The following is an 18,270-nucleotide window of genomic DNA, read 5'->3' as shown; positions in this document are numbered from 1 at the left end:
GTTCGTGCGATTTGAGATTATTGACACTCATGGAATACTGTTTATTAATTTTCTTTATGGGTATTTACTTGTCTGCAACAGGCTTTAACGCGAGAGACTTTGGCCTTTATATTGGGCTTGTGTTGATTTACACACTGGTCCACATCTTTTCCAAACGCTTTTTACAAAAGCGGGGGAAAGAAAATCAAAAGATCGGATTGTTTCGATCTGTTTTAGCCATTACTGGGTCTGTCTTCGTTTCTGTGCTGGCCATTGTGATCATTGTTACGATGCTCACACCAAATTAAAAACGACCCTTCTTTTAAGGGCCGTCCATCCAAGCACTTTTCTCACGCCTTGAGAAAGGTGCTTTTATTTTGTTTGCCGAATGTCACCAAATGGGAAGAAAACAAATTCTGATGTCCCGACGATCCGATCCTTTTCAATGAGTCCAAGCCCATTTCTGCTGTCCATGGAATTCAGTCTGTTGTCCCCCATGACAAAGTAATCGTTTTTCGGTACTTTCACTGGACCAAAATCCCCTGTCAAATGCACTTCATACTCTTTTGCATGCGCCTTGTTCTCTTTTAAATAAGGTTCATCTACTTTTTTACCATTGATGTAAAGCGTGTCATCCTTCATTTCAATCGTATCTCCTGGAAGGCCAATCAATCGTTTTACATAATGAATTTTCTGGCCGTCTTTTCCATTAATAATCACGATGTCACCTCGTTTGACACCACCGAGATAGTTAATGGTTTTGTTGACAAACAGCTTCTCACCGTCATGTAGAGTTGGTTCCATTGACTCTCCTTCCACCACATACGGTTCAAATATAAACGTACGGATGAGCAAGACGAGCGCAAGTGCAATTAAAATGGCTTTGATCCATTCAAACAGTGAACTTTTCTTCTCTGTTTTGGCTTGCTTTGCATCAGATTGAATATCATTTTCGTTTTGTTTGTTTTCTTCGTTCAAAATACTGCTTCCTCCTAAGACTTTCTGCTAAAAGACTTGAAACGCGAATTGAATAACTTTACTTTATCACATGTCAAATAAAAATTCACAAGACAACCATTCATTTAGATATTTTTTCCTAATTTGTTCATCATTAAACAAAAAGAAGCACCGCTTTTTACGATGCTCCTCTTTTGAATTACGCTTCTAGTTTCACTGGTTTTTTCAAAATACCAAGTAAAATCGCTGTTACTACGGCACCGATTAAGATGCTGATGATATAAAGCACTGGATGATTTGTTACCCAGAAAACGAATAGTCCGCCGTGTGGTGCAGGAAGCGTGACTCTAAAGAACTCCGTTAATCCGCCAGCCACTGCTGCGCCAATGACAGCAGAGGGAATCACGCGCAGAGGATCAGCCGCTGCAAACGGGATCGCCCCTTCAGTGATGAAGGCAGCTCCCATAAAGTAGCATGTAATCCCTGCTTCTCGGTCACGTTTTGAGAATTTATTTCTAAAGATTGTTGTTGCAAGCGCAATCCCTAGTGGTGGTACCATTCCGCCTGCCATGATCGCAGCATGCGGTGCGTAGTTACCAGCAGCAATCATCGCAAGACCAAATGTGTAAGCCGCTTTGTTAATCGGTCCACCCATATCAATCGCCATCATACCTGCTAAAATAATTCCCATTAAGACAAGGTTTCCAGTACCTAATGATTCAAGCCAGTGTGTTAATCCGTCCATCACCATTTTTACTGGTGTATTGACAATGTAATGCATGATAATACCTGTGAAGAAAATACCGAACAATGGATACAGCAGAACCGGTTTAATTCCGTCAAGTGACTGCGGTACAAATGTGAATACTTTTTTAAGTAACACAACGATGTAACCAGCAAGGAAACCTGCAATAAGTCCACCTAGGAATCCTGCCCCTGCTGCTGATGCCATAAATCCACCGACCATACCTGGCGCAAAACCTGGACGATCAGCAATACTCATCGCAATAAATCCGGCTAATACAGCAACGATTAAGGCAAGCGCATTATCTCCGCCAATTCCTTTTAATACAGCTGCAAATGAATTAAATGAAGGGTCTTTCGGATCTGCTGAGTTAATTCCCCAGAAGAATGAAATCGCAACAAGGATACCGCCTCCGACAACAAATGGAAGCATGTTACTTACGCCACTCATTAAGTGCTTGTAGAAACCACTTCTCCCTTTGCCAGATGATTCTTTATCTTCTTTTGAAGAACTGCCGCCAGAGCCTTTATAAATCGGCGCATCTTGATTGACCGCTTTTTCAATTAATTCTTGAGGACGGCGGATTCCAGCTGTCACAGGTACTTCAATGACATGCTTGCCTTTAAAGCGTTCCATTTCAACTTGCTTGTCCGCTGCTACAATGATAGCTGGGGCTTCTTCGATTTCTTTTGCTGTAAGGGCATGTTTAATACCGCCAGAGCCATTTGTTTCAACTTTAATGTCAACGCCCATTTCTTTTGCTTTTTCTTTCAAAGCATCTGCTGCCATGAATGTATGGGCAATACCTGTTGGGCAAGCTGTTACTGCTAAAATTTTAGCTGGTTTTCCTGATGTAGCCGGCTCTTCTTGAACTTCCTCTTCTTCTTCATCGTCCTTGTCATGCGTATTGATGATATCGATGATTTCATCTTCACTAGCTGCTTCAAGAAGTTGCTTGCGAATTTCCTCACGCATGAGAAGTGTTGATAAACGAGAAAGTGCTTCTAAGTGTGTGTTGTTTGCGCCTTCAGTCGCTGCAATCATAAAGACAAGATGACTCGGCTGCGCGTCTAGTGATTCATAATCTACACCAGAAGTCGAGCGGCCAAATGCAATGGCAGGCTCTTTTACGCTTGCTGTTTTGGCGTGAGGGATAGCAATTCCTTCACCAATACCAGTAGAGCTCTGTTTTTCACGGTTGATCACTGCTGCTTTGTAGCCTTCTTTATCATTTAGCTTGCCTGCTGTATCTAAAACCGTGACTAGTTCTTCAATGACTGCTTCTTTCTGCTGGCTGTCTAATTGAAGCTTAATCGTATGCTTCGTGAGTAGTTCTGTAATTTTCATGATGACTCCTCCTTTAAATGCGTGTGACTTTTACTTGTGGTAATAGTGTGTCGACAAGTTCTTTTGTTCCAAGCTCCTCAGAAAACGCTGTAGCACTGCCCGATGTGACGCCAAGCTTAAATGATTCTTCAATCGAAAGACCTTTCGAAACGCCAGCTAAAAATCCTGCAACGACTGAATCCCCTGCACCAACTGAATTAACAAGTGTACCCTTTGGAACATTGGACTGATAAATTCCTTCTTTACTGAATAAAAGAGCGCCATCTCCAGCCATGGATACGATGACATGTTCAGCACCTTGATCTAACAGCTTCTTCCCATAAGGAACGGCTTCTTCTGCAGAAGAGATCGTTGTCTCAAACATTTCACCTAATTCATGATGGTTTGGCTTCATTAAGAACGGTTTCATGCTTGCCGCTTTTTTTAATGCCTCCCCAGAAATATCAAGTACAACTCTGACACCTTGCTTTTCGCAAACTTCAGCAATACGTTCATACGTGTTATGAGGCAATGAAGAAGGAATGCTACCAGCTAAGACAACGACATCTCCCTCAGTCAATGAAGTAAATTGAGATAGAAACGACTCAAATTGCACTTCAGTAATAGTTGGACCGAGTCCGTTGATTTCGGTTTCTTCACCTGTTTTTAGTTTTACATTAATTCGTGTATCTTCTGACACCTCGTGAAAGGCTGTTTGTAATTGTTCGTTTTGTAAAAAGTCTTGAATATATTTGCCTGTAAATCCACCAATGAATCCGAGCGCTTTAGATTCAACACCGTGACGTTTTAAAAGTCTTGAGACATTGATCCCTTTTCCACCTGGATATTTTTTGTCATAGGTTGAACGATTCAAACCGCCGACTGCGAAATCCTCCACGTGTACGATGTAATCAACTGATGGGTTTAAAGTAACTGTATAAATCATGTTTTCACTACCTTTATAACCGTTTTTTCATGGTAATTATCGAATGAATCTTCTTTTGCGTCGTTTGTGATAATGGTGGCTTCCTGTAAACTAGCAAAGGTTGAAAACGATATTTCGCCAAACTTTGAGGCGTCTGATAAGATATAGGTTTTTTTCGCCTGCTTCATGGCTCTTTTTTTCATGAGCGCTTCCTCTGGATCGGGTGTTGTAAACCCCACCTCGGGATGAATGCCGTTCGTCCCGACAAAGCTTTTGTCAAAACGGTAATTTTCCATCGCTGTCAAAGCTGCGGCGCCTACCATGGCTCCTGTTCGATGTTTGACTGATCCGCCTATCAGGTAAAAAGAAATGCCTTTTCTCATGAGTGCTTCAATGTGCATCACACCGTTTGTCACAACAACAATATCTTGATCTGGATCAATAAATTCAATCATTTGCTGTGTGGTCGTACCAGCATCTAAATAAATACAATCACCTTGTTTTAAAAGTGAAGCAGCTGCCTCTGCAACCAATGACTTTTCTTGAAGGTTTTTGGCAGATTTCTCAAATACATCTGGTTCAAGACGGATACTTGATATCTTGGCTGCTCCCCCATGGACTCTTTTAAGAAATCCCTTTTCTTCGAGAGCTGATAGATCTCTTCTAATTGTAGATTCTGACGCATCCGTCATAATCGTTAAGTCCTGTATTTTGATGACATCATTTTCTTCTAAGCAGTCGATAATGAGTTGATGTCTTTCCGGTGTTAACATGAAAACACCCCCTTTTGAAAACGTATTCATTTTGCGCGCACCTTTATTGTAATCGCTTTTTTCAACATTATCAATACAAAACAATCAAATACATTCAATAACTATCAAAATCTTTCACCATGGTCATCTTACCTTTATATGTACCATTTGTAAACTGAAAAATATGTGACATTAAGATGAAAGTCATGATATTAGCATTTCTATCATTTTTCATTTCATTCAATGGAACTAAAAAAAGCTTTTATGCGCTGTGCATAAAAGCTTTTGATCGCGGATGATAAGCAAAAGCATACGACTTTGTATGCTTTTGCTCTTCTCCAAATTATTCATATCGAAGAGAATCAATTGGATCTAGTCTTGCTGCTTTGTTCGCGGGAATTAATCCAAAAACAATTCCAATCAGCATACTAAACAGCACACCTCCAAAGATAACTTGCCAAGATACTAGAGACGGCCAGCCTGCAAATAGGGATACTAGTGAGGCACCACCTAAGCCAAGTGCAATCCCCATCAATCCGCCGATCAGGGTTAAAACGACAGACTCAATTAAAAACTGAACGAGTATTTGAGCCCTTGTTGCTCCAATCGCCTTTCGAATACCGATTTCCCTCGTCCTCTCTGTCACAGAAACGAGCATGATATTCATCACACCGATACCGCCGACAAGTAAAGAAATGCCAGCTATAGAACCAATGATTGTTGTCATAACAGACGTGATTTGACCGATGCCTTCTGCGATTTCTTCCATATTAATCATTTCATAAGCATCCTCTGTATGATGATGATCATTTAATAATGCTGCTGCATTCTTTCCTACTTCCTTCATTTGATCAGCCTGTGTGACTTGAATAGACAACTTATCATATTCATTCATACCAAATGTAGAGGTGAGCATAGCAAACGGGACATATATTTCGTTCATATCGAAGGAAAACATCCCTTTCTGTTTTGCTAAAACACCGACGACTTCAACAGGCTGTCCGTTCATCCAAATCATTTCACCTAATGCCTTCTGTCCATTAAATAATTCTTTTTCTAAACCTTCTGAGATGAGAGCTGCTCTTCTACCGCTCCTAAAGTCAATATCTTTTAAATTCTGTCCTTCTGCGATTTGTAATGAATGTACATTCGTATACCCTTCATTTATACCATTCACTGTTGCATCCACTGTCGTATCTTGAAATCTCAGCTGCATTCCCTGTGCAGTCGAAGAGGCAACTTGCTTCACCCCGTTCATTGTCTCAATGCTTTTTATGTCTTCCTCTGTAAATGTGGCGTCGAATAGGGCATTTGGATTCGCATTTAACTCTTCGTCAGAAGGCGTATATGTCATATCAATGGTATTGTTCGGACCAGAAATCGATCCTTTTAACATTTGCTCACCGCCTTGACCGATAGCCACGACCGCAATGACCGACCCTACACCAATAATAATCCCAAGCATCGTTAAAATAGAACGTAATTTATGAGCTAAAACAGAATTCATCGCTATTTTGATATTTTCAAAGAGTTTCATTCATAGCGTCCCCTTGTGTCAATCTATCTTCAACGAGCCGTCCATCTCTTACAACGACCGTCCGATTTGTATATGCAGCCATTTCTTCTTCATGGGTGACAAGCACAATCGTTGTCCCTTCTTCATTCAGTTTTGTAAACTGTTCCATGATTGAGAAGCTTGTTTTTGAGTCAAGAGCGCCTGTCGGTTCATCTGCTAGGATAAGCTTAGGCTTATTGACGATTGCACGAGCAATTGCCACCCTTTGCTTTTGCCCTCCCGACAACTCACTTGGCATATGCTTCATTCGATCTGCCAATCCAACCTTTTCAAGTGCCATTTCCGCACGTTCTTTTCTTTCCTTTTGACTGACACCAGCATAAATCATCGGAAGCTCAACATTTCGCCTAGCATTTAGTCTTGGCAACAGGTGAAATTGTTGAAAGACAAATCCAATGAATTGATTTCGAATCACTGCGAGCTCTTGATCCTTTGCTGTTGACAGTTCTCTTCCTTGAAAATGATATTGTCCTGTGGTTGGACGATCTAAACAGCCAATGATATTCATTAACGTCGATTTCCCAGAGCCAGACGGGCCCATAATGGACATATACTCACCTTTTTTAATGATAAGATCGATCTCACTTAATACATCAAATGTTTCTTGGGCGACTTCATAGCTTTTTGTCACGTTTGAAAGCTGAATCATTCAGCATTCACTTCCATTCCGTCATACATGTCATCTGATGGATGAGCAATGATTTGATCCTCTGCTGTTACACCTTTTGTTACTTCAAGGTCATTACCTGACGTTTCCCCTATGACCACCTTTACTTTTTTAAGTACATTCTTTTTGACCACATAAACGTATTGTCCATCATCCTTTTTTTTCACGGCGGATTCAGGAATTGTTACGGCTTGACGCTTATCTGTTTCAATTTCCATAATCATTTTAAAACCAGGTTTTGCTTCAGGTTTTTTCCCTTTTATTTCGATTTCAACAGGATATTGAACCGTTTGATCGGACGCAGATGTTTCGGATGCTGCTTGAGCAGGTACAGCGCCCACTTTTTTCACGATTCCCTGCCAGCTCTTTCCGCGAATCACATCAGATGTAACCTTTACTTTTTGTTTCTTTTTCACTTTTATGGCGTCATACTCAGAAATCAAACCTCGCACAATCATTTTTTTCTCGTTGCCAATATGAATGATCGGCTGTCTCTCTTCCGGCTTTCCTGCCCCAGCTTCTTGCTCAATGGAAATCACTGTACCGTCAATTTTACTATGTACGGTTAAAGCTTCTATTTGTGCCTTTACTTTTTCTTGACTGATCTCTGCTTGTTTTTGTTCTAATTCAGCCGCTTTCAACTCTAATTCAAGCTGGTCTCGCTCATTTTTAGGATTGGTGCCGGAGTCGTCTGCTTGTTTTTCATCTAATTCATTCAGTCTATTTTGTAATTGTTCGCGTTTTAGCGTACTTGATTCAGCCGCAAGTGCTTGCTGCTGCTCTTCAAGCTCCAGCTCCTTATTTTCATATGTAAGAAGCGGCGTTCCAGCCTTTACCTTTTCTCCTTCTTTTACAGAAATGCCCTTCAAGTTTCCCTTTTCCTCTTCTGCGTAAATAAACTGCTCATCAGAAAATGAAAGTGTCCCTGGCGTCATCACTGTCGATATGATTTCTTTTTGCGTAGGTTTTACTGTTTTAATCGATGCTATCGAAGCAGGTTTTGTTTGATTTTTTGCGATGTTAAAGCCAATAAATAGACCAATGACAATAATAAAAATGGACCCGATGATGATTTTCTTTCTCATAAAGACATTCTACCCCCAGCTTACTGATATGTTGATTGCGGTTCCTACATATTGAAAAATGATAGATAAGATATAAAAGACTCCTATAATGGTCCAAGCTATTTTTGGTGATATATGACCGACTTTAATCAATAAAAAGCCTGTTAAAACAAGATTCCAGATCACGAATAGATCGATATTGGCAAACACGGCGTGCCATGGACCAGAAGATTGAATCAGTGCATTTAAGGACGTAATCGTGATGTTTTTTGGCACATGGAATAAAATGATGGCCAAATGTGAAATAATCGTACCAATGATCGTAACAGGTGTAATAAAGAGGACCGCTGAAAACAGCTGCTGAAACGATGCATCACCCTTTGCTAAAAATACGATGAACTTATATATAGCAGCATTGATCAGAAGCCCAAGGATCAAACCAATCAGGGACACCACATAAACGACCGGTACCGGCAAGCTTAGATCTGCCCACATTCCTTCATTCACCAGCTCCGACAAATAAGTCACAATGACTGTCAAAAGCAGCACACAGGATAAAGGCCACCAAACAACCGGGTTTTCCCATACACTGTTCAGGTGCTCTGATGGTCTCGTACTCACTCCAATCATCGTGGGCTTTTGCATGTTTTCTTTCACCAAATGTCATCCTCTCTATGTCGTGCTACTATGCACACGCACATATTCTCTCTTGTTCTTTCTATTTTATCAAAAGATTGCCAATAAGTGATAGATGATTTGATTTTCTTATTTTCATTGAGGAAGAAATTTATCTATTATTCTATTTTCACGCATGACATCCTCCAAATGACACCATAACCAGACCATATTCATATCAAAAAATAGAGGTTTTACTGACCTAAAAACATTTTATCAAGTAAACAACCATGTCTTTCGGAATAAATATCCTTTTCCTCTGGATCCAGATAATCTTATTGAGACACAACAATTTTTTGTTAAAAAAATCCTAGTATTTTCATCAAATCCCGGCTTTATAGGACTATGATTGGTTTCTTTTATAGAGCAAATGAGCCTTTAGTATCAATACTTTCATATTAAAAAATGAAAAATATAAGGATTTTACTTGATCAAAAGTTATTTTTTCATATAATGTAAAATAGAGGTAAGTTAAATGATAGTGGAAATGGAGTCAAGTGAATGTTAAGAGAACAATTGAAAATGCAGTTGATTTTACTTTATGAAAAAGAACAAGAAGCATGGCAATACTTTCGAAAGGAAAGAGAAATCATTTATCACGAGCTCAAATTACTTGATATGAAAGAAAGCAGACCCTCTAATGACAAAATATACTACGCTGCTAGATGTGTAGATATTATTAAAGAGAAAAAGGGAAGTATTGTGAGCACAAAAGAATTAAAGGAACAGCTTCAGGAACAGACAGATTTTAATGTGAGGCGAATTAGTGAATTGTATGATCTGATCCAGCAGCTCGATCCTCACATTTCTAAAGCACGAAGGGGATGTTTTATTTACGAAGATCACACACAAGTACCTCTACAATCTTTTCACACTTAAAAAATTGGTTACAGCCGCTGGCCATAACCAAATCCTCTAATATTATTATCCACCGCTTACAGGAGGAATGAGTGCAACAGTGTCCCCGCTACGCACTTCAGCATTTTCCCTCGTATATATTTCGTTGACTGCAACCATTACGTTTTGTGCAGCATCAACACCATATACCTCCTGTAATTCTATTTTAATCTCATCAACCGTTGTTTGATCTTTTTGAATGATGATTTGTTGTTTACCGGCCTTCTCAGCAAGGCCGGCGAACAATAATACACTAATCATGCTGATCACCTTCTTTCTTTGAAAGTTGAAGATCGCTAGGTTTCCCCTCGGGATATGAAACCGTTTCAAGCTGATCACCTATCCAGGCTTCCCCATCCTCCCAATATTCTTTTTTCCAAATTGGAACAATTTCCTTTATTCGCTCAATGGCATATTCATTCGCTTCGTATGCAGCCTTCCTATGAGGAGATGAAACAGCTATTGCCACAGCAATATCCGTGATCTCAAGTGTTCCAATCCTGTGCACAATGGCGGCTTCCGTATCCGGCCACTGTTTATTGATTTCTTGCCCAATTTGACGTAGCATACTTTCAGCCATTGGTATATAAGCTTCATAAGTTAGACGCAATGTTTTCTTGCCGTTTGTCCACTCTCTGACCGTCCCGATAAACGTCGTAATGGCCCCTGCCTTTCTTCTTGTCACATGCTGAATCAATTCGTTTACATCAATCGGCGCTTTTGTTATTTTAAATAATTCACTCAAGCAGAGCGCCTCCCTTCAATAAGTTAAAACCAAATGTAATCCCGTCCTTTTCAAAGGCTGAAAAAACAGGGAACGCGTAATTTTTAGTTAGTTGAAACTCTTGAGAAAAATAAATAGCTGCTTGTATATTGGAAAGAGTTGAAAGCCCGATGAGCTCCTCTTCATTTTTGACACAAACGATTTTTCGATAAGGTGCCTGTTTATACCCCTCAATCAGGACAGCATCTAACGGAAGATGCTGACACATAGTGAGCAACTGCTCTAACGTGATGTGCTGCATTGAAAAGTGAAACTCACCTTCTCCTTCCACACCAGCGGCAAATGCACCTGCCCCAACATATCGTTCGGTGTCTTTTTCTTTCAAAAGACGGTCTGGTTTTCCGCCATGACCATGGTGTTTGAAGCAGCCTAGCTTTAGCCCGTCCAGTTCAGCGAGCTGACAGAGCTTTTCAATCAACGTCGTCTTGCCGCTATTTTGATAACCGACTATCTGTAATATATTTAATGTGTCATCCAGCATGGAGAACCACCGCCTTCGTGGTGAAACAGCAAAACATGGACCTGATCGCCTGCCTGAAAACCTCTTGTTCCACCTGGCAGCACAATGAAGCAGTTAGCATCTGCAATAGATGTCACAGCACTTGATTTATCAAGACCTGTTGGGGTCACACTGAGCTGACTGCCCGAGAATTTAAGTGACGCTCTGACAAACCGAGTGAATGGATTGGCTTTTGGAAAATCATGCGTCAGCTTTGCTTCAGCAAAATTGGGAAACGGATGTTTCTTTAAAGACCATTTATAGATCATCGGTTTCACAAATAATTCAAAGCCAACGAAACAGGCAGCAGGATTACCTGACAGCCCAAACAGCAATTGGCCACTCGGCATTGCAGCTACCGTCGTCACACTTCCAGGTCTCATGGCCACTTTATTAAATAGCACCTCAGCTCCCAGCTTTTCATAAATCGCAGGGAGAAAGTCAAAATCACCCACTGACACACCGCCTGTTGTGATTAGGATGTCTATCTTGCTTAAAGCTGCTTCTACTGCCTGATAGCTTTTATCAAAATCATCGGAAACACCGCCTAAATCAAGCGGCTCTCCTCCCGCCTCAAGCACCTGGGCATAAACCATACTAAGATTACTGTTTCTAATTTTACCATCCACCATCGTATCACTCACTTGAAGCAGCTCTGTACCTGTTGAAATGATGCCAATCACTGGCTTTTTGACAACTGGTACTACCGCATATCCAAATGTCGCCAATAGGGCCGTAACGCCTGAAGTTACTTTCGTTCCTTTTTTGACCATCACGCTTCCTTCAAGTACCTCTTCTCCTTGACGGGAAATATTGTCCCCATTTTTCAGCGGTCTTTTAAGTGACATGTATGATTTACCGTCTTTTTCAAGGGTCTTAGTCAGTTCAAGCATGATGACGACATTTGCTCCATCCGGGATTTTTGCCCCTGTCATGATACGGATGGCTTGAAAGGGACCGATCGTTTTTGCTGAGACCATTCCTGCACCAATATGATCAATGACCTCAAATTTAACCGGATGCTCGCTTGACGCTTCTTTTGTATCTTCTGCTCGAAGTGCAAAACCATCATACGGAGAACGATCAAATGCCGGAACATCGTGGTCTGCCAAAATATCTTCTGCAATGAACCTTTCAAGGCTATTCTTTAAAGGCACCCATTCTACTTCTCCACGCTTTTCAAATTGATGGACTTTCTTAATGGCTTCTTCTACTGGAATTGGCTGACGTCTTTCCATCACACTTCACTCCTATATGCCTAGTAGTCTTGCTAGTAATGAATTGGCTACTTTTTCATCATTCGTCCCATGAATTAATGCACGTCCACCTTTGAAAAAAACAATACGGTAATTTTCATAACGGACATGGATTAAGAAGGCATTCGCTTCCACTTCACAAATGGATGACAGCCGCTCTTTCACATGCTCAAATGATAGATTTGCTAAATCTTTAGATACAACTTGGACTGTGTCCCGTCCACATAGGATTGTCGTTTTTTTGCGCTGCTCGTGTATATAAGGATAGGTTCTTTCTTCCCCGCAAGATGGACAGTCCTTCTGCTTAGTACGAGACATATCCATTTTAAAAGATGTCGCCTGCCAAAGATCGAATGTGACAAATTTCCGTTCGATTTGATCTTCATGTCCTGTTAAATATTTTAGCGCCTCTGTTTGCTGATAAGCAGAAACCATTTGAACTGCTGGAGAAATAATCCCCGCAGTATCACACGTCAAACCGCCAACAGGCAGTTCCGTGAAGACACATGATAAGCACGGCGTCTTATCCGGCAAAATGGTCATATACATCCCTTGGCTGCTCACACAAGCCCCATATATCCACGGCGTCTTCGTTTCAAGTGATAAATCATTCATCACCATTCTCGTCTCAAAATTATCCGTCGCATCAATGACAATGTCTGCGCGCTGAAATAGCGGTCTTAATAGCTCTACCCCTGCATCTTCAATCAAGGCGTGTATGGTCACTTCATGATTGATTTCTTGGAGACGTTTTTTTGCTGCCGCTGCTTTTGGCACATGTGTCTTTGCATCATGTTCCGTGTACAGCTGCTGCCGCTGTAAATTTGAAAATTCTACATAATCACGATCAACAATCGTCAATGTGCCGATCCCAGACCGGACAAGCCCTTCTGCAGAGGCCGTTCCGAGTGCACCCGCTCCAACGATTAGAACATGACTGTCAGCAAGCGCATGCTGGCCCTTTTCCCCCACTGGAGGGAACAAGATTTGTCTTGAATATCGGTCATTCAATGCTGCTCTCTCCTCGCCATTTTTATGTATCATATCATACCGTTTTCAGGTAGATCGCTTCTTTTATTGATATTTCGAAATTCATTTGGTGTCACGTTCAATTCCTCCTCTGAAACAATACGCACCTTGAGACTTTGGAGTAATTCTTTCATTGCTAATTGATTCTCTTTTAGGCATGCTTCAATGGACGGCAGACACCGCCGGTGATACAGTGCAAATAAAGGCTGTAACCTGCCCTGTACAAATGGGATAACGGCATCTTCATGGTCGTTGCAATAGGACAATAAAGCTTCGGCTGTCTCCCTCCGTATGAAAGGCATATCACATGCCGTCACCAAATACCATGCTGCTTCTTGTTTTTGCATCGCCGTATATATGCCAGCTAGCGGCCCGCACCCGCGCACTTGTTCATCATCTAACCACACTCTTCGTTCACCTCTAGCTTTAAAAAAAGGCAGAAGCGATGGATGACTGATGATGACCGTCTGGCCTTTTAAAAGCTGCCTTTTCACATGCTCATATAGTGGTTTCCCTTGAAACACATGACTTGCCTTTGGCTCTCCAAAGCGTCTGGAAGCCCCTCCAGCTAAAATCACATTCACTACGTCCATCCTCTCACCCTCCTTAGATATGGTTGTTCTAATCATACTCATTTCGCATACTTTATTGGTAACATGAATAAGGAGGGTCTATCTATGAACAGGCGCCATGCTTCTCCCCTATTCCATGACCTATCTCAAGAAAATTTATATTTAAAAGCTGAAACAGCCAAATATCAACAAATAATCTCTGATTTACAGTCCTCATATACGTATTCTAAAAATAAGAAGTTAACTCAAGAATATCATGAGATGAAAAAAGATTACACGCAATTAAAACAACAATTGGATGAAATGACCATTGATCAAGATGATGCAGCTTCAAAAATACAAGATCTCTCCTACAGCAAATCTGAACTATTACATAAAATGGTTCTTCTCCATGAGATGCTGCAAAAGGAAACCTATCATAGAAGAAAAGAAACAGAAGAAAAACACCGATTGCATTTAAAAGTAGTCAAATATAAAGAGATCTCTCAACAATTAAATGAACGCGTGCAGGATCAAGATAAACGACTTGCAAAAGAAGAGCAAAAAGGAAATACTTTATCCGCTGTGATTGATAAACTACAGCAAACATTAGGTGTTAAAAACACGGAGCTCAAAGTATTACAGGAAGGCGTCAGAAATCTTCAGGAGCGTTTTTATGAAACACAAGAAAAATTACTACAAATCGAAAAAGCAAAGGAAGCAATTTTTTATGAAACGCTCACAAGCTATCAAAAACAGTTAGCAGAAAGCGAGGAATGGATCGCATCTCATTTTGCCGATATTGACCAGTCAGCTCAAACAGCTTCACAGGCATTCTCTCGAGACAGCATCCTACAAACAACGGAAGAAATTGAACCCATTTTAAAAAAGTTGAACGAACAAGTTCAAACGCTCCAAGCACAAGTCGATGCGTCCCAGCGCAATGGAGAGGTCATGACAGTGAAAATCGATGGCTTCAAAAAACAGCGTGATCAACTGTCTAAGGAACGAAAAATTGTTTATACAGTTGATCAAAAGAAGTAAATTGTGGCATAAAAAAACTGCTGACTATGACGTCAGCAGTTTCATTTTTATTTATTCGTCTTCTGTTTGAATGTCGCCCTCTAAAATATACTGTCCGCGATATGGTTTTTTCACTTCAGGATACATTTTAATTAAGCTTTGCATAAACGTTGTCATATTAGGGATTTCAAGACCGCTCTCTTTTTCAATCTCTTTTTGAAGCTCTGAGCTTTTAATCGCTGCATTATGACGCTTTAATGTTTTAATCGCCGCTTCACGAAGTTTAGCTGCCTTTGAGCCAGGACGAGCTGTCCCTCTTCTGCGTCTTGTCGACCCTTCAGGAATACCTACAGGTGCACCGTTTAGCTGTCCTGTTCCTAAGGATGATGAAGCATTTGATTGTGCAGGTGGCTGGTAGCTTCTCATTTCTTGTGCAGCTAGTTCAGCTAATACAGGCAGTGAATCCGTCTTTCTCTCTGTACGCACTTCTTTTTTTGTATCTGACACTAGACCTGTTCCTTGACGGTCTAATTCTCTTAATTTTGCATAAATCGCATCTCGCTCAATTTGATATTCACGAATGACCTTTACTTCTGCTTCGTTTAATTGCTCCAATCGTAAACGTAACGCTTCCCTCTCATTAAACAATGGATTTCCCCCTCATCATATAAAAAATATTCTATAGTAAATATTAGATTAGAAAACTAATTTTATCAACTATTTTTTTATCATTTTACAGTTTGCTATCAGATAGGTATTTTCAACTAAAATTTTGCCAAAGAGGAAAATTCGGCATCCATTTCATTGCCACTGTAGGCTTTTGACAAGCTTTAAAATATTGTAAAAAATTTGAATAAACGCTTATACTACTTGATTTACATCGTTATTTACCAAACTGAAATTTCTTTTGTGCAAAAACGTTCTGAATAGTAAAAAGTTAAAATCTTTACATTTTCATTTCAAAACAAAATTGTAAATAGGTCATAATACCTTTTTGTTTCAGGGATATTTTTTAATAAACTCCCTCAATTTCTCTTTTCTTAAGGATGACACACACATAAAAGTCTAGTCCGTGCAATAGGTTGCCTATTTTTGTCCATGAAAAAACCCCCATTTATGGGGGTTAAGCCTACTCTGCAGCCTTTTCAGACTCAGAAAGAACTCGATTGACACGTTTTTCAAGCATTTTCATTCCGCTTCCGCCAGCTTGGAAGTGGCGCAGAGCACCTGTTTTATCAAATACATAATATGCTGGTACATATTCGTTTTCAAAGGCTTCTGTTAAGTGATGATCACTGTCCACAAAGATTGGCTGCGTAATTTCATGCTCTTTCGCAACCTCTTTGATTTTATCTAGATCTAGGTCATCTTCTGAACGCGGCATATGAACGGCTACAACGTTTAGTTGATCCTTATATTCATCACGGAATTGATTGACTTGAGGCATTGCCTCTTTACAAAGATGACAGCTGACTGACCAGAAATGAATTAATGTTGGTTTGTCACCAATCAGATCTTCTTTTGTTACTTCTCCATTTAACCATTCTTTTGCACCAGTTAGTTCTGGCATTGGTTGACGTAATTTCATTATGAAGCGCCTCCATCCATTGTATGTGTCGAAACAAAAAGGTCTAACATCAGTTAGACCCTCCTGTTTCTTCAGCTATCAATTAAAGTGTTTTTTGACCAGGCTTCCAGTTGGCTGGGCAAAGTCCACCAGTTTGTAATGCTTGAAGAACACGTAATGTCTCATCTACATCACGACCGATATTGTTATGGAATACTGTTTGATATTGAAGTTCGCCTTCAGGGTTGATAATGAATAGACCACGAAGTGCAATTCCTTCTTCTTCAATTAAAACGCCGTATTCTCTAGATACTGTGTGGTTTGTGTCAGCAGCTAGTGGATATTTTAATTCACCTAGACCATTGTCTTTACGGTCTGTGTTGATCCAAGCAAGATGCGTGTGGATTGTATCAGTAGATACACCAATAATTTCTGCATCTAAATCTTCGAACTCATCATAACGGTCGCTCATTGCAGTAATTTCAGTTGGGCAAACAAATGTGAAATCCATTGGATAGAAGAAAAGAACTGTCCATTTGTCATTCTTCATGTTTTCCTCTAAACTTACTTTACCAAATTCCTTGTTAGCAAGTACTGCTTCCATTTCAAAACGTGGAGCTTGTTTTCCTACAAAACGCTCTGCCATATGTAAATCCCTCCAAAAAATAATATCTTTATACAGTCTTCTATGCTGTATATAAAATGAGAATCAAAAGTTAAAATTCTCATTTAGTTAATAACTTCACAATTACAATTATAATACTTTAGCCGTTTTTAGTCAATATTAATTAATAATAAATTTAATTAACGATTTGTCACAATCTCTTGCTCTATCTGTTAAAAGTTTAACATGACTTGCATAAGGGAACAAATGATTAGCTTCTGTATTAGCGCATACATAGAAAGGTTTTGAAGATCATGAAAGCATTTGAACAAATAGATTGGGTTTCCATTATCCTCAATAGCAGTATGATTTTGCTAAAAGTCATTGCCATTTTTGCGATCTATTTCATAATTAGAGCCATCGGAAATAAGATGATTAAGCGTGCCTATTCCACATTCTCTGAAAAGCATGACGTTTCTTTATCTAGAGCTCAAACACTGCAAAGTCTTACGTTAAATATTTTCGCCTACTTATTGATTTTTATTCTAGTCGTCATGATCCTTGACTTATTTCATTATAACCCAACCGCTTTGCTTGCTGGCGCAGGCGTTGTGGGGCTTGCGATCGGTTTTGGTGCTCAAGGACTAGTGAGTGATATTGTGACAGGCTTCTTTATATTATTAGAAAAGCAATTCGATGTAGGAGAGTATATAACGGTTGCTGGCTTCGATGGGATCGTTGAACAAATTGGGCTTAGAACCACACAGGTTCGCAGCTTTGACGGCACCCTTCATTTCATTCCTAATCGAAGCATTCTGAACGTTAGCAACCATTCAAGAGGGACTATGCAGGCACTCGTTGATATTGAGCTGCCTCCAGATGAGAATGTGGATCAAATGATCACAACCCTTCAGGCTGCGTGTGATGAGGTTCGGGAAAAAGTTCCTCAAATTATCGAAGGCCCTCAAGTTATTGGAATAGAGGCGTTTGGTTCCTCCTCACTCGTACTGCGCATTATAGCGAAAACCGAAACAATGGAGCAATGGCGGGTAGAAAGAATTCTGCGAAAAAAAATGAAAGAGGTACTCGATATCGAAAAAGAGCAAAAAGAACCGGGTTTATAATCGACCGGTTCTTTTTCTTATTTATCCTATTGAACACGCTGTTCGACTTCTTGACAAATTTCATCTGCCGTCATACCTGAGGCGGTAATCACAGATGCCTTTGTCGTTGTGTCTGAAATGCCAAGAACATTTGAATCCAGTCCTGTGACCACATAGCAGTCACACTGATCCATTTGCTGTTCATTTTGAATACGTACGACGTCATATCCTTTTTGCTTCAGTAGTTCTTCTACATCGGATAAAGATGGTTCTACACCAATTCTTGTCATA

The 18,270-nt window shown here is 40.2% G+C and carries 22 protein-coding genes; 4 read left to right on the top strand and 18 right to left on the bottom strand.

Annotation, left to right across the window (positions count from 1 at the left end; translation table 11 throughout):
- Positions 1 to 11: 11 nt before the first annotated feature.
- Complete coding sequence (locus C5695_RS07245; protein WP_117730150.1) at positions 12 to 287, top strand: hypothetical protein; 276 nt, start codon at positions 12 to 14, stop codon at positions 285 to 287.
- 64 nt (positions 288 to 351) lie between these two features.
- Here C5695_RS07245 and lepB read toward each other — a convergent pair whose 3' ends face one another.
- The 8 genes from lepB to C5695_RS07205 all read right to left on the bottom strand — a co-directional run bounded on the left by lepB (position 352) and on the right by C5695_RS07205 (position 8,648).
- Positions 352 to 924 (bottom strand): signal peptidase I, encoded by a 573-nt coding sequence (gene lepB, locus C5695_RS07240; RefSeq protein WP_233230840.1) that lies wholly within the window; start codon positions 922 to 924, stop codon positions 352 to 354.
- Positions 925 to 1,135: 211 nt separating this feature from the next.
- Positions 1,136 to 3,028 carry a PTS fructose transporter subunit IIABC gene (locus C5695_RS07235; protein WP_117730148.1) on the bottom strand — a complete coding sequence of 631 codons (1,893 nt, stop codon included), beginning with the start codon at positions 3,026 to 3,028 and terminating at the stop codon, positions 1,136 to 1,138.
- Between the two features lie 13 nt (positions 3,029 to 3,041).
- Positions 3,042 to 3,953: a 1-phosphofructokinase gene (gene pfkB / locus C5695_RS07230; RefSeq protein WP_117730147.1), complete on the bottom strand. Its 912-nt coding sequence runs from the start codon at positions 3,951 to 3,953 to the stop codon at positions 3,042 to 3,044.
- Positions 3,950 to 4,705: a DeoR/GlpR family DNA-binding transcription regulator gene (locus tag C5695_RS07225; RefSeq protein ID WP_117730146.1), complete on the bottom strand. Its 756-nt coding sequence runs from the start codon at positions 4,703 to 4,705 to the stop codon at positions 3,950 to 3,952. The genes pfkB and C5695_RS07225 overlap by 4 nt, the downstream gene beginning before the upstream one ends.
- Positions 4,706 to 5,027: 322 nt before the next feature.
- The gene (locus C5695_RS07220) at positions 5,028 to 6,221 is read right to left on the bottom strand and encodes an ABC transporter permease (protein WP_117730145.1); all 1,194 of its coding nucleotides are present in this window, start codon (positions 6,219 to 6,221) and stop codon (positions 5,028 to 5,030) included.
- Positions 6,208 to 6,909: an ABC transporter ATP-binding protein gene (locus C5695_RS07215; RefSeq protein ID WP_117730144.1), complete on the bottom strand. Its 702-nt coding sequence runs from the start codon at positions 6,907 to 6,909 to the stop codon at positions 6,208 to 6,210. Before C5695_RS07215 ends, C5695_RS07220 begins: the two co-directional genes overlap by 14 nt.
- Complete coding sequence (locus C5695_RS07210; protein WP_117730143.1) at positions 6,906 to 8,012, bottom strand: efflux RND transporter periplasmic adaptor subunit; 1,107 nt, start codon at positions 8,010 to 8,012, stop codon at positions 6,906 to 6,908. The genes C5695_RS07215 and C5695_RS07210 overlap by 4 nt, the downstream gene beginning before the upstream one ends.
- Positions 8,013 to 8,021: 9 nt before the next feature.
- Positions 8,022 to 8,648: a YknW family membrane protein gene (locus C5695_RS07205; RefSeq protein WP_117730142.1), complete on the bottom strand. Its 627-nt coding sequence runs from the start codon at positions 8,646 to 8,648 to the stop codon at positions 8,022 to 8,024.
- A 519-nt stretch (positions 8,649 to 9,167) separates the two neighbouring features.
- On the opposite strand from C5695_RS07205, the gene C5695_RS07200 reads away from it, so the two are divergent.
- A complete protein-coding gene (locus C5695_RS07200) occupies positions 9,168 to 9,545 on the top strand; it encodes a Rok-like winged helix domain-containing protein (protein WP_117730141.1) in 378 nt (125 codons plus the stop codon).
- A gap of 45 nt (positions 9,546 to 9,590) precedes the next feature.
- On the opposite strand, the gene moaD is transcribed toward C5695_RS07200, so the two are convergent.
- From moaD to C5695_RS07170, 6 genes are read right to left on the bottom strand one after another with little or no spacing between them, the layout of a single operon-like run.
- The gene (moaD, locus tag C5695_RS07195; protein ID WP_117730140.1) at positions 9,591 to 9,824 is read right to left on the bottom strand and encodes a molybdopterin converting factor subunit 1; all 234 of its coding nucleotides are present in this window, start codon (positions 9,822 to 9,824) and stop codon (positions 9,591 to 9,593) included.
- Entirely contained in the window at positions 9,817 to 10,308 is a 492-nt protein-coding gene (locus tag C5695_RS07190; protein ID WP_117730139.1) for a molybdenum cofactor biosynthesis protein MoaE, read from the bottom strand. The genes moaD and C5695_RS07190 overlap by 8 nt, the downstream gene beginning before the upstream one ends.
- Positions 10,301 to 10,828 (bottom strand): molybdopterin-guanine dinucleotide biosynthesis protein B, encoded by a 528-nt coding sequence (mobB, locus tag C5695_RS07185; protein WP_117733041.1) that lies wholly within the window; start codon positions 10,826 to 10,828, stop codon positions 10,301 to 10,303. Before mobB ends, C5695_RS07190 begins: the two co-directional genes overlap by 8 nt.
- A complete protein-coding gene (gene glp, locus C5695_RS07180; protein WP_187441792.1) occupies positions 10,810 to 12,087 on the bottom strand; it encodes a molybdopterin molybdotransferase MoeA in 1,278 nt (425 codons plus the stop codon). The genes mobB and glp overlap by 19 nt, the downstream gene beginning before the upstream one ends.
- 9 nt (positions 12,088 to 12,096) lie before the next feature.
- Positions 12,097 to 13,113 carry a thiazole biosynthesis adenylyltransferase ThiF gene (locus C5695_RS07175; RefSeq protein ID WP_117730137.1) on the bottom strand — a complete coding sequence of 339 codons (1,017 nt, stop codon included), beginning with the start codon at positions 13,111 to 13,113 and terminating at the stop codon, positions 12,097 to 12,099.
- 29 nt (positions 13,114 to 13,142) lie between these two features.
- Positions 13,143 to 13,724: a molybdenum cofactor guanylyltransferase gene (locus C5695_RS07170; protein ID WP_117730136.1), complete on the bottom strand. Its 582-nt coding sequence runs from the start codon at positions 13,722 to 13,724 to the stop codon at positions 13,143 to 13,145.
- An 84-nt stretch (positions 13,725 to 13,808) separates the two neighbouring features.
- Here C5695_RS07170 and C5695_RS07165 point away from each other — a divergent pair, with 84 nt between their 5' ends.
- Positions 13,809 to 14,726: a coiled-coil domain-containing protein gene (locus C5695_RS07165; protein ID WP_117730135.1), complete on the top strand. Its 918-nt coding sequence runs from the start codon at positions 13,809 to 13,811 to the stop codon at positions 14,724 to 14,726.
- A gap of 51 nt (positions 14,727 to 14,777) precedes the next feature.
- Here the strand turns inward: C5695_RS07165 and rok are convergent, their stop codons facing one another.
- From rok to ahpA, 3 genes are all read right to left on the bottom strand, one after another.
- Entirely contained in the window at positions 14,778 to 15,353 is a 576-nt protein-coding gene (gene rok, locus C5695_RS07160; protein ID WP_117730134.1) for a transcriptional regulator Rok, read from the bottom strand.
- A gap of 481 nt (positions 15,354 to 15,834) precedes the next feature.
- Positions 15,835 to 16,293: a TlpA family protein disulfide reductase gene (locus C5695_RS07155; protein WP_034662741.1), complete on the bottom strand. Its 459-nt coding sequence runs from the start codon at positions 16,291 to 16,293 to the stop codon at positions 15,835 to 15,837.
- 82 nt (positions 16,294 to 16,375) lie between these two features.
- A complete protein-coding gene (gene ahpA / locus C5695_RS07150) occupies positions 16,376 to 16,918 on the bottom strand; it encodes a biofilm-specific peroxidase AhpA (protein ID WP_003211758.1) in 543 nt (180 codons plus the stop codon).
- A gap of 272 nt (positions 16,919 to 17,190) precedes the next feature.
- Here ahpA and C5695_RS07145 point away from each other — a divergent pair, with 272 nt between their 5' ends.
- The gene (locus C5695_RS07145) at positions 17,191 to 18,000 is read left to right on the top strand and encodes a mechanosensitive ion channel family protein (RefSeq protein WP_117730133.1); all 810 of its coding nucleotides are present in this window, start codon (positions 17,191 to 17,193) and stop codon (positions 17,998 to 18,000) included.
- 26 nt (positions 18,001 to 18,026) lie between these two features.
- Here the strand turns inward: C5695_RS07145 and C5695_RS07140 are convergent, their stop codons facing one another.
- A complete protein-coding gene (locus C5695_RS07140; protein WP_003211408.1) occupies positions 18,027 to 18,269 on the bottom strand; it encodes a YkuS family protein in 243 nt (80 codons plus the stop codon).
- Position 18,270: the final 1 nt, after the last annotated feature.

Origin of the sequence: Bacillus pumilus (assembly GCF_003431975.1) — a bacterium.
Lineage (GTDB): Bacteria > Bacillota > Bacilli > Bacillales > Bacillaceae > Bacillus > Bacillus pumilus_N.
Note: the sequence above shows the minus strand (reverse complement) of the source record. Positions and strands in the feature narration are given on the sequence as shown.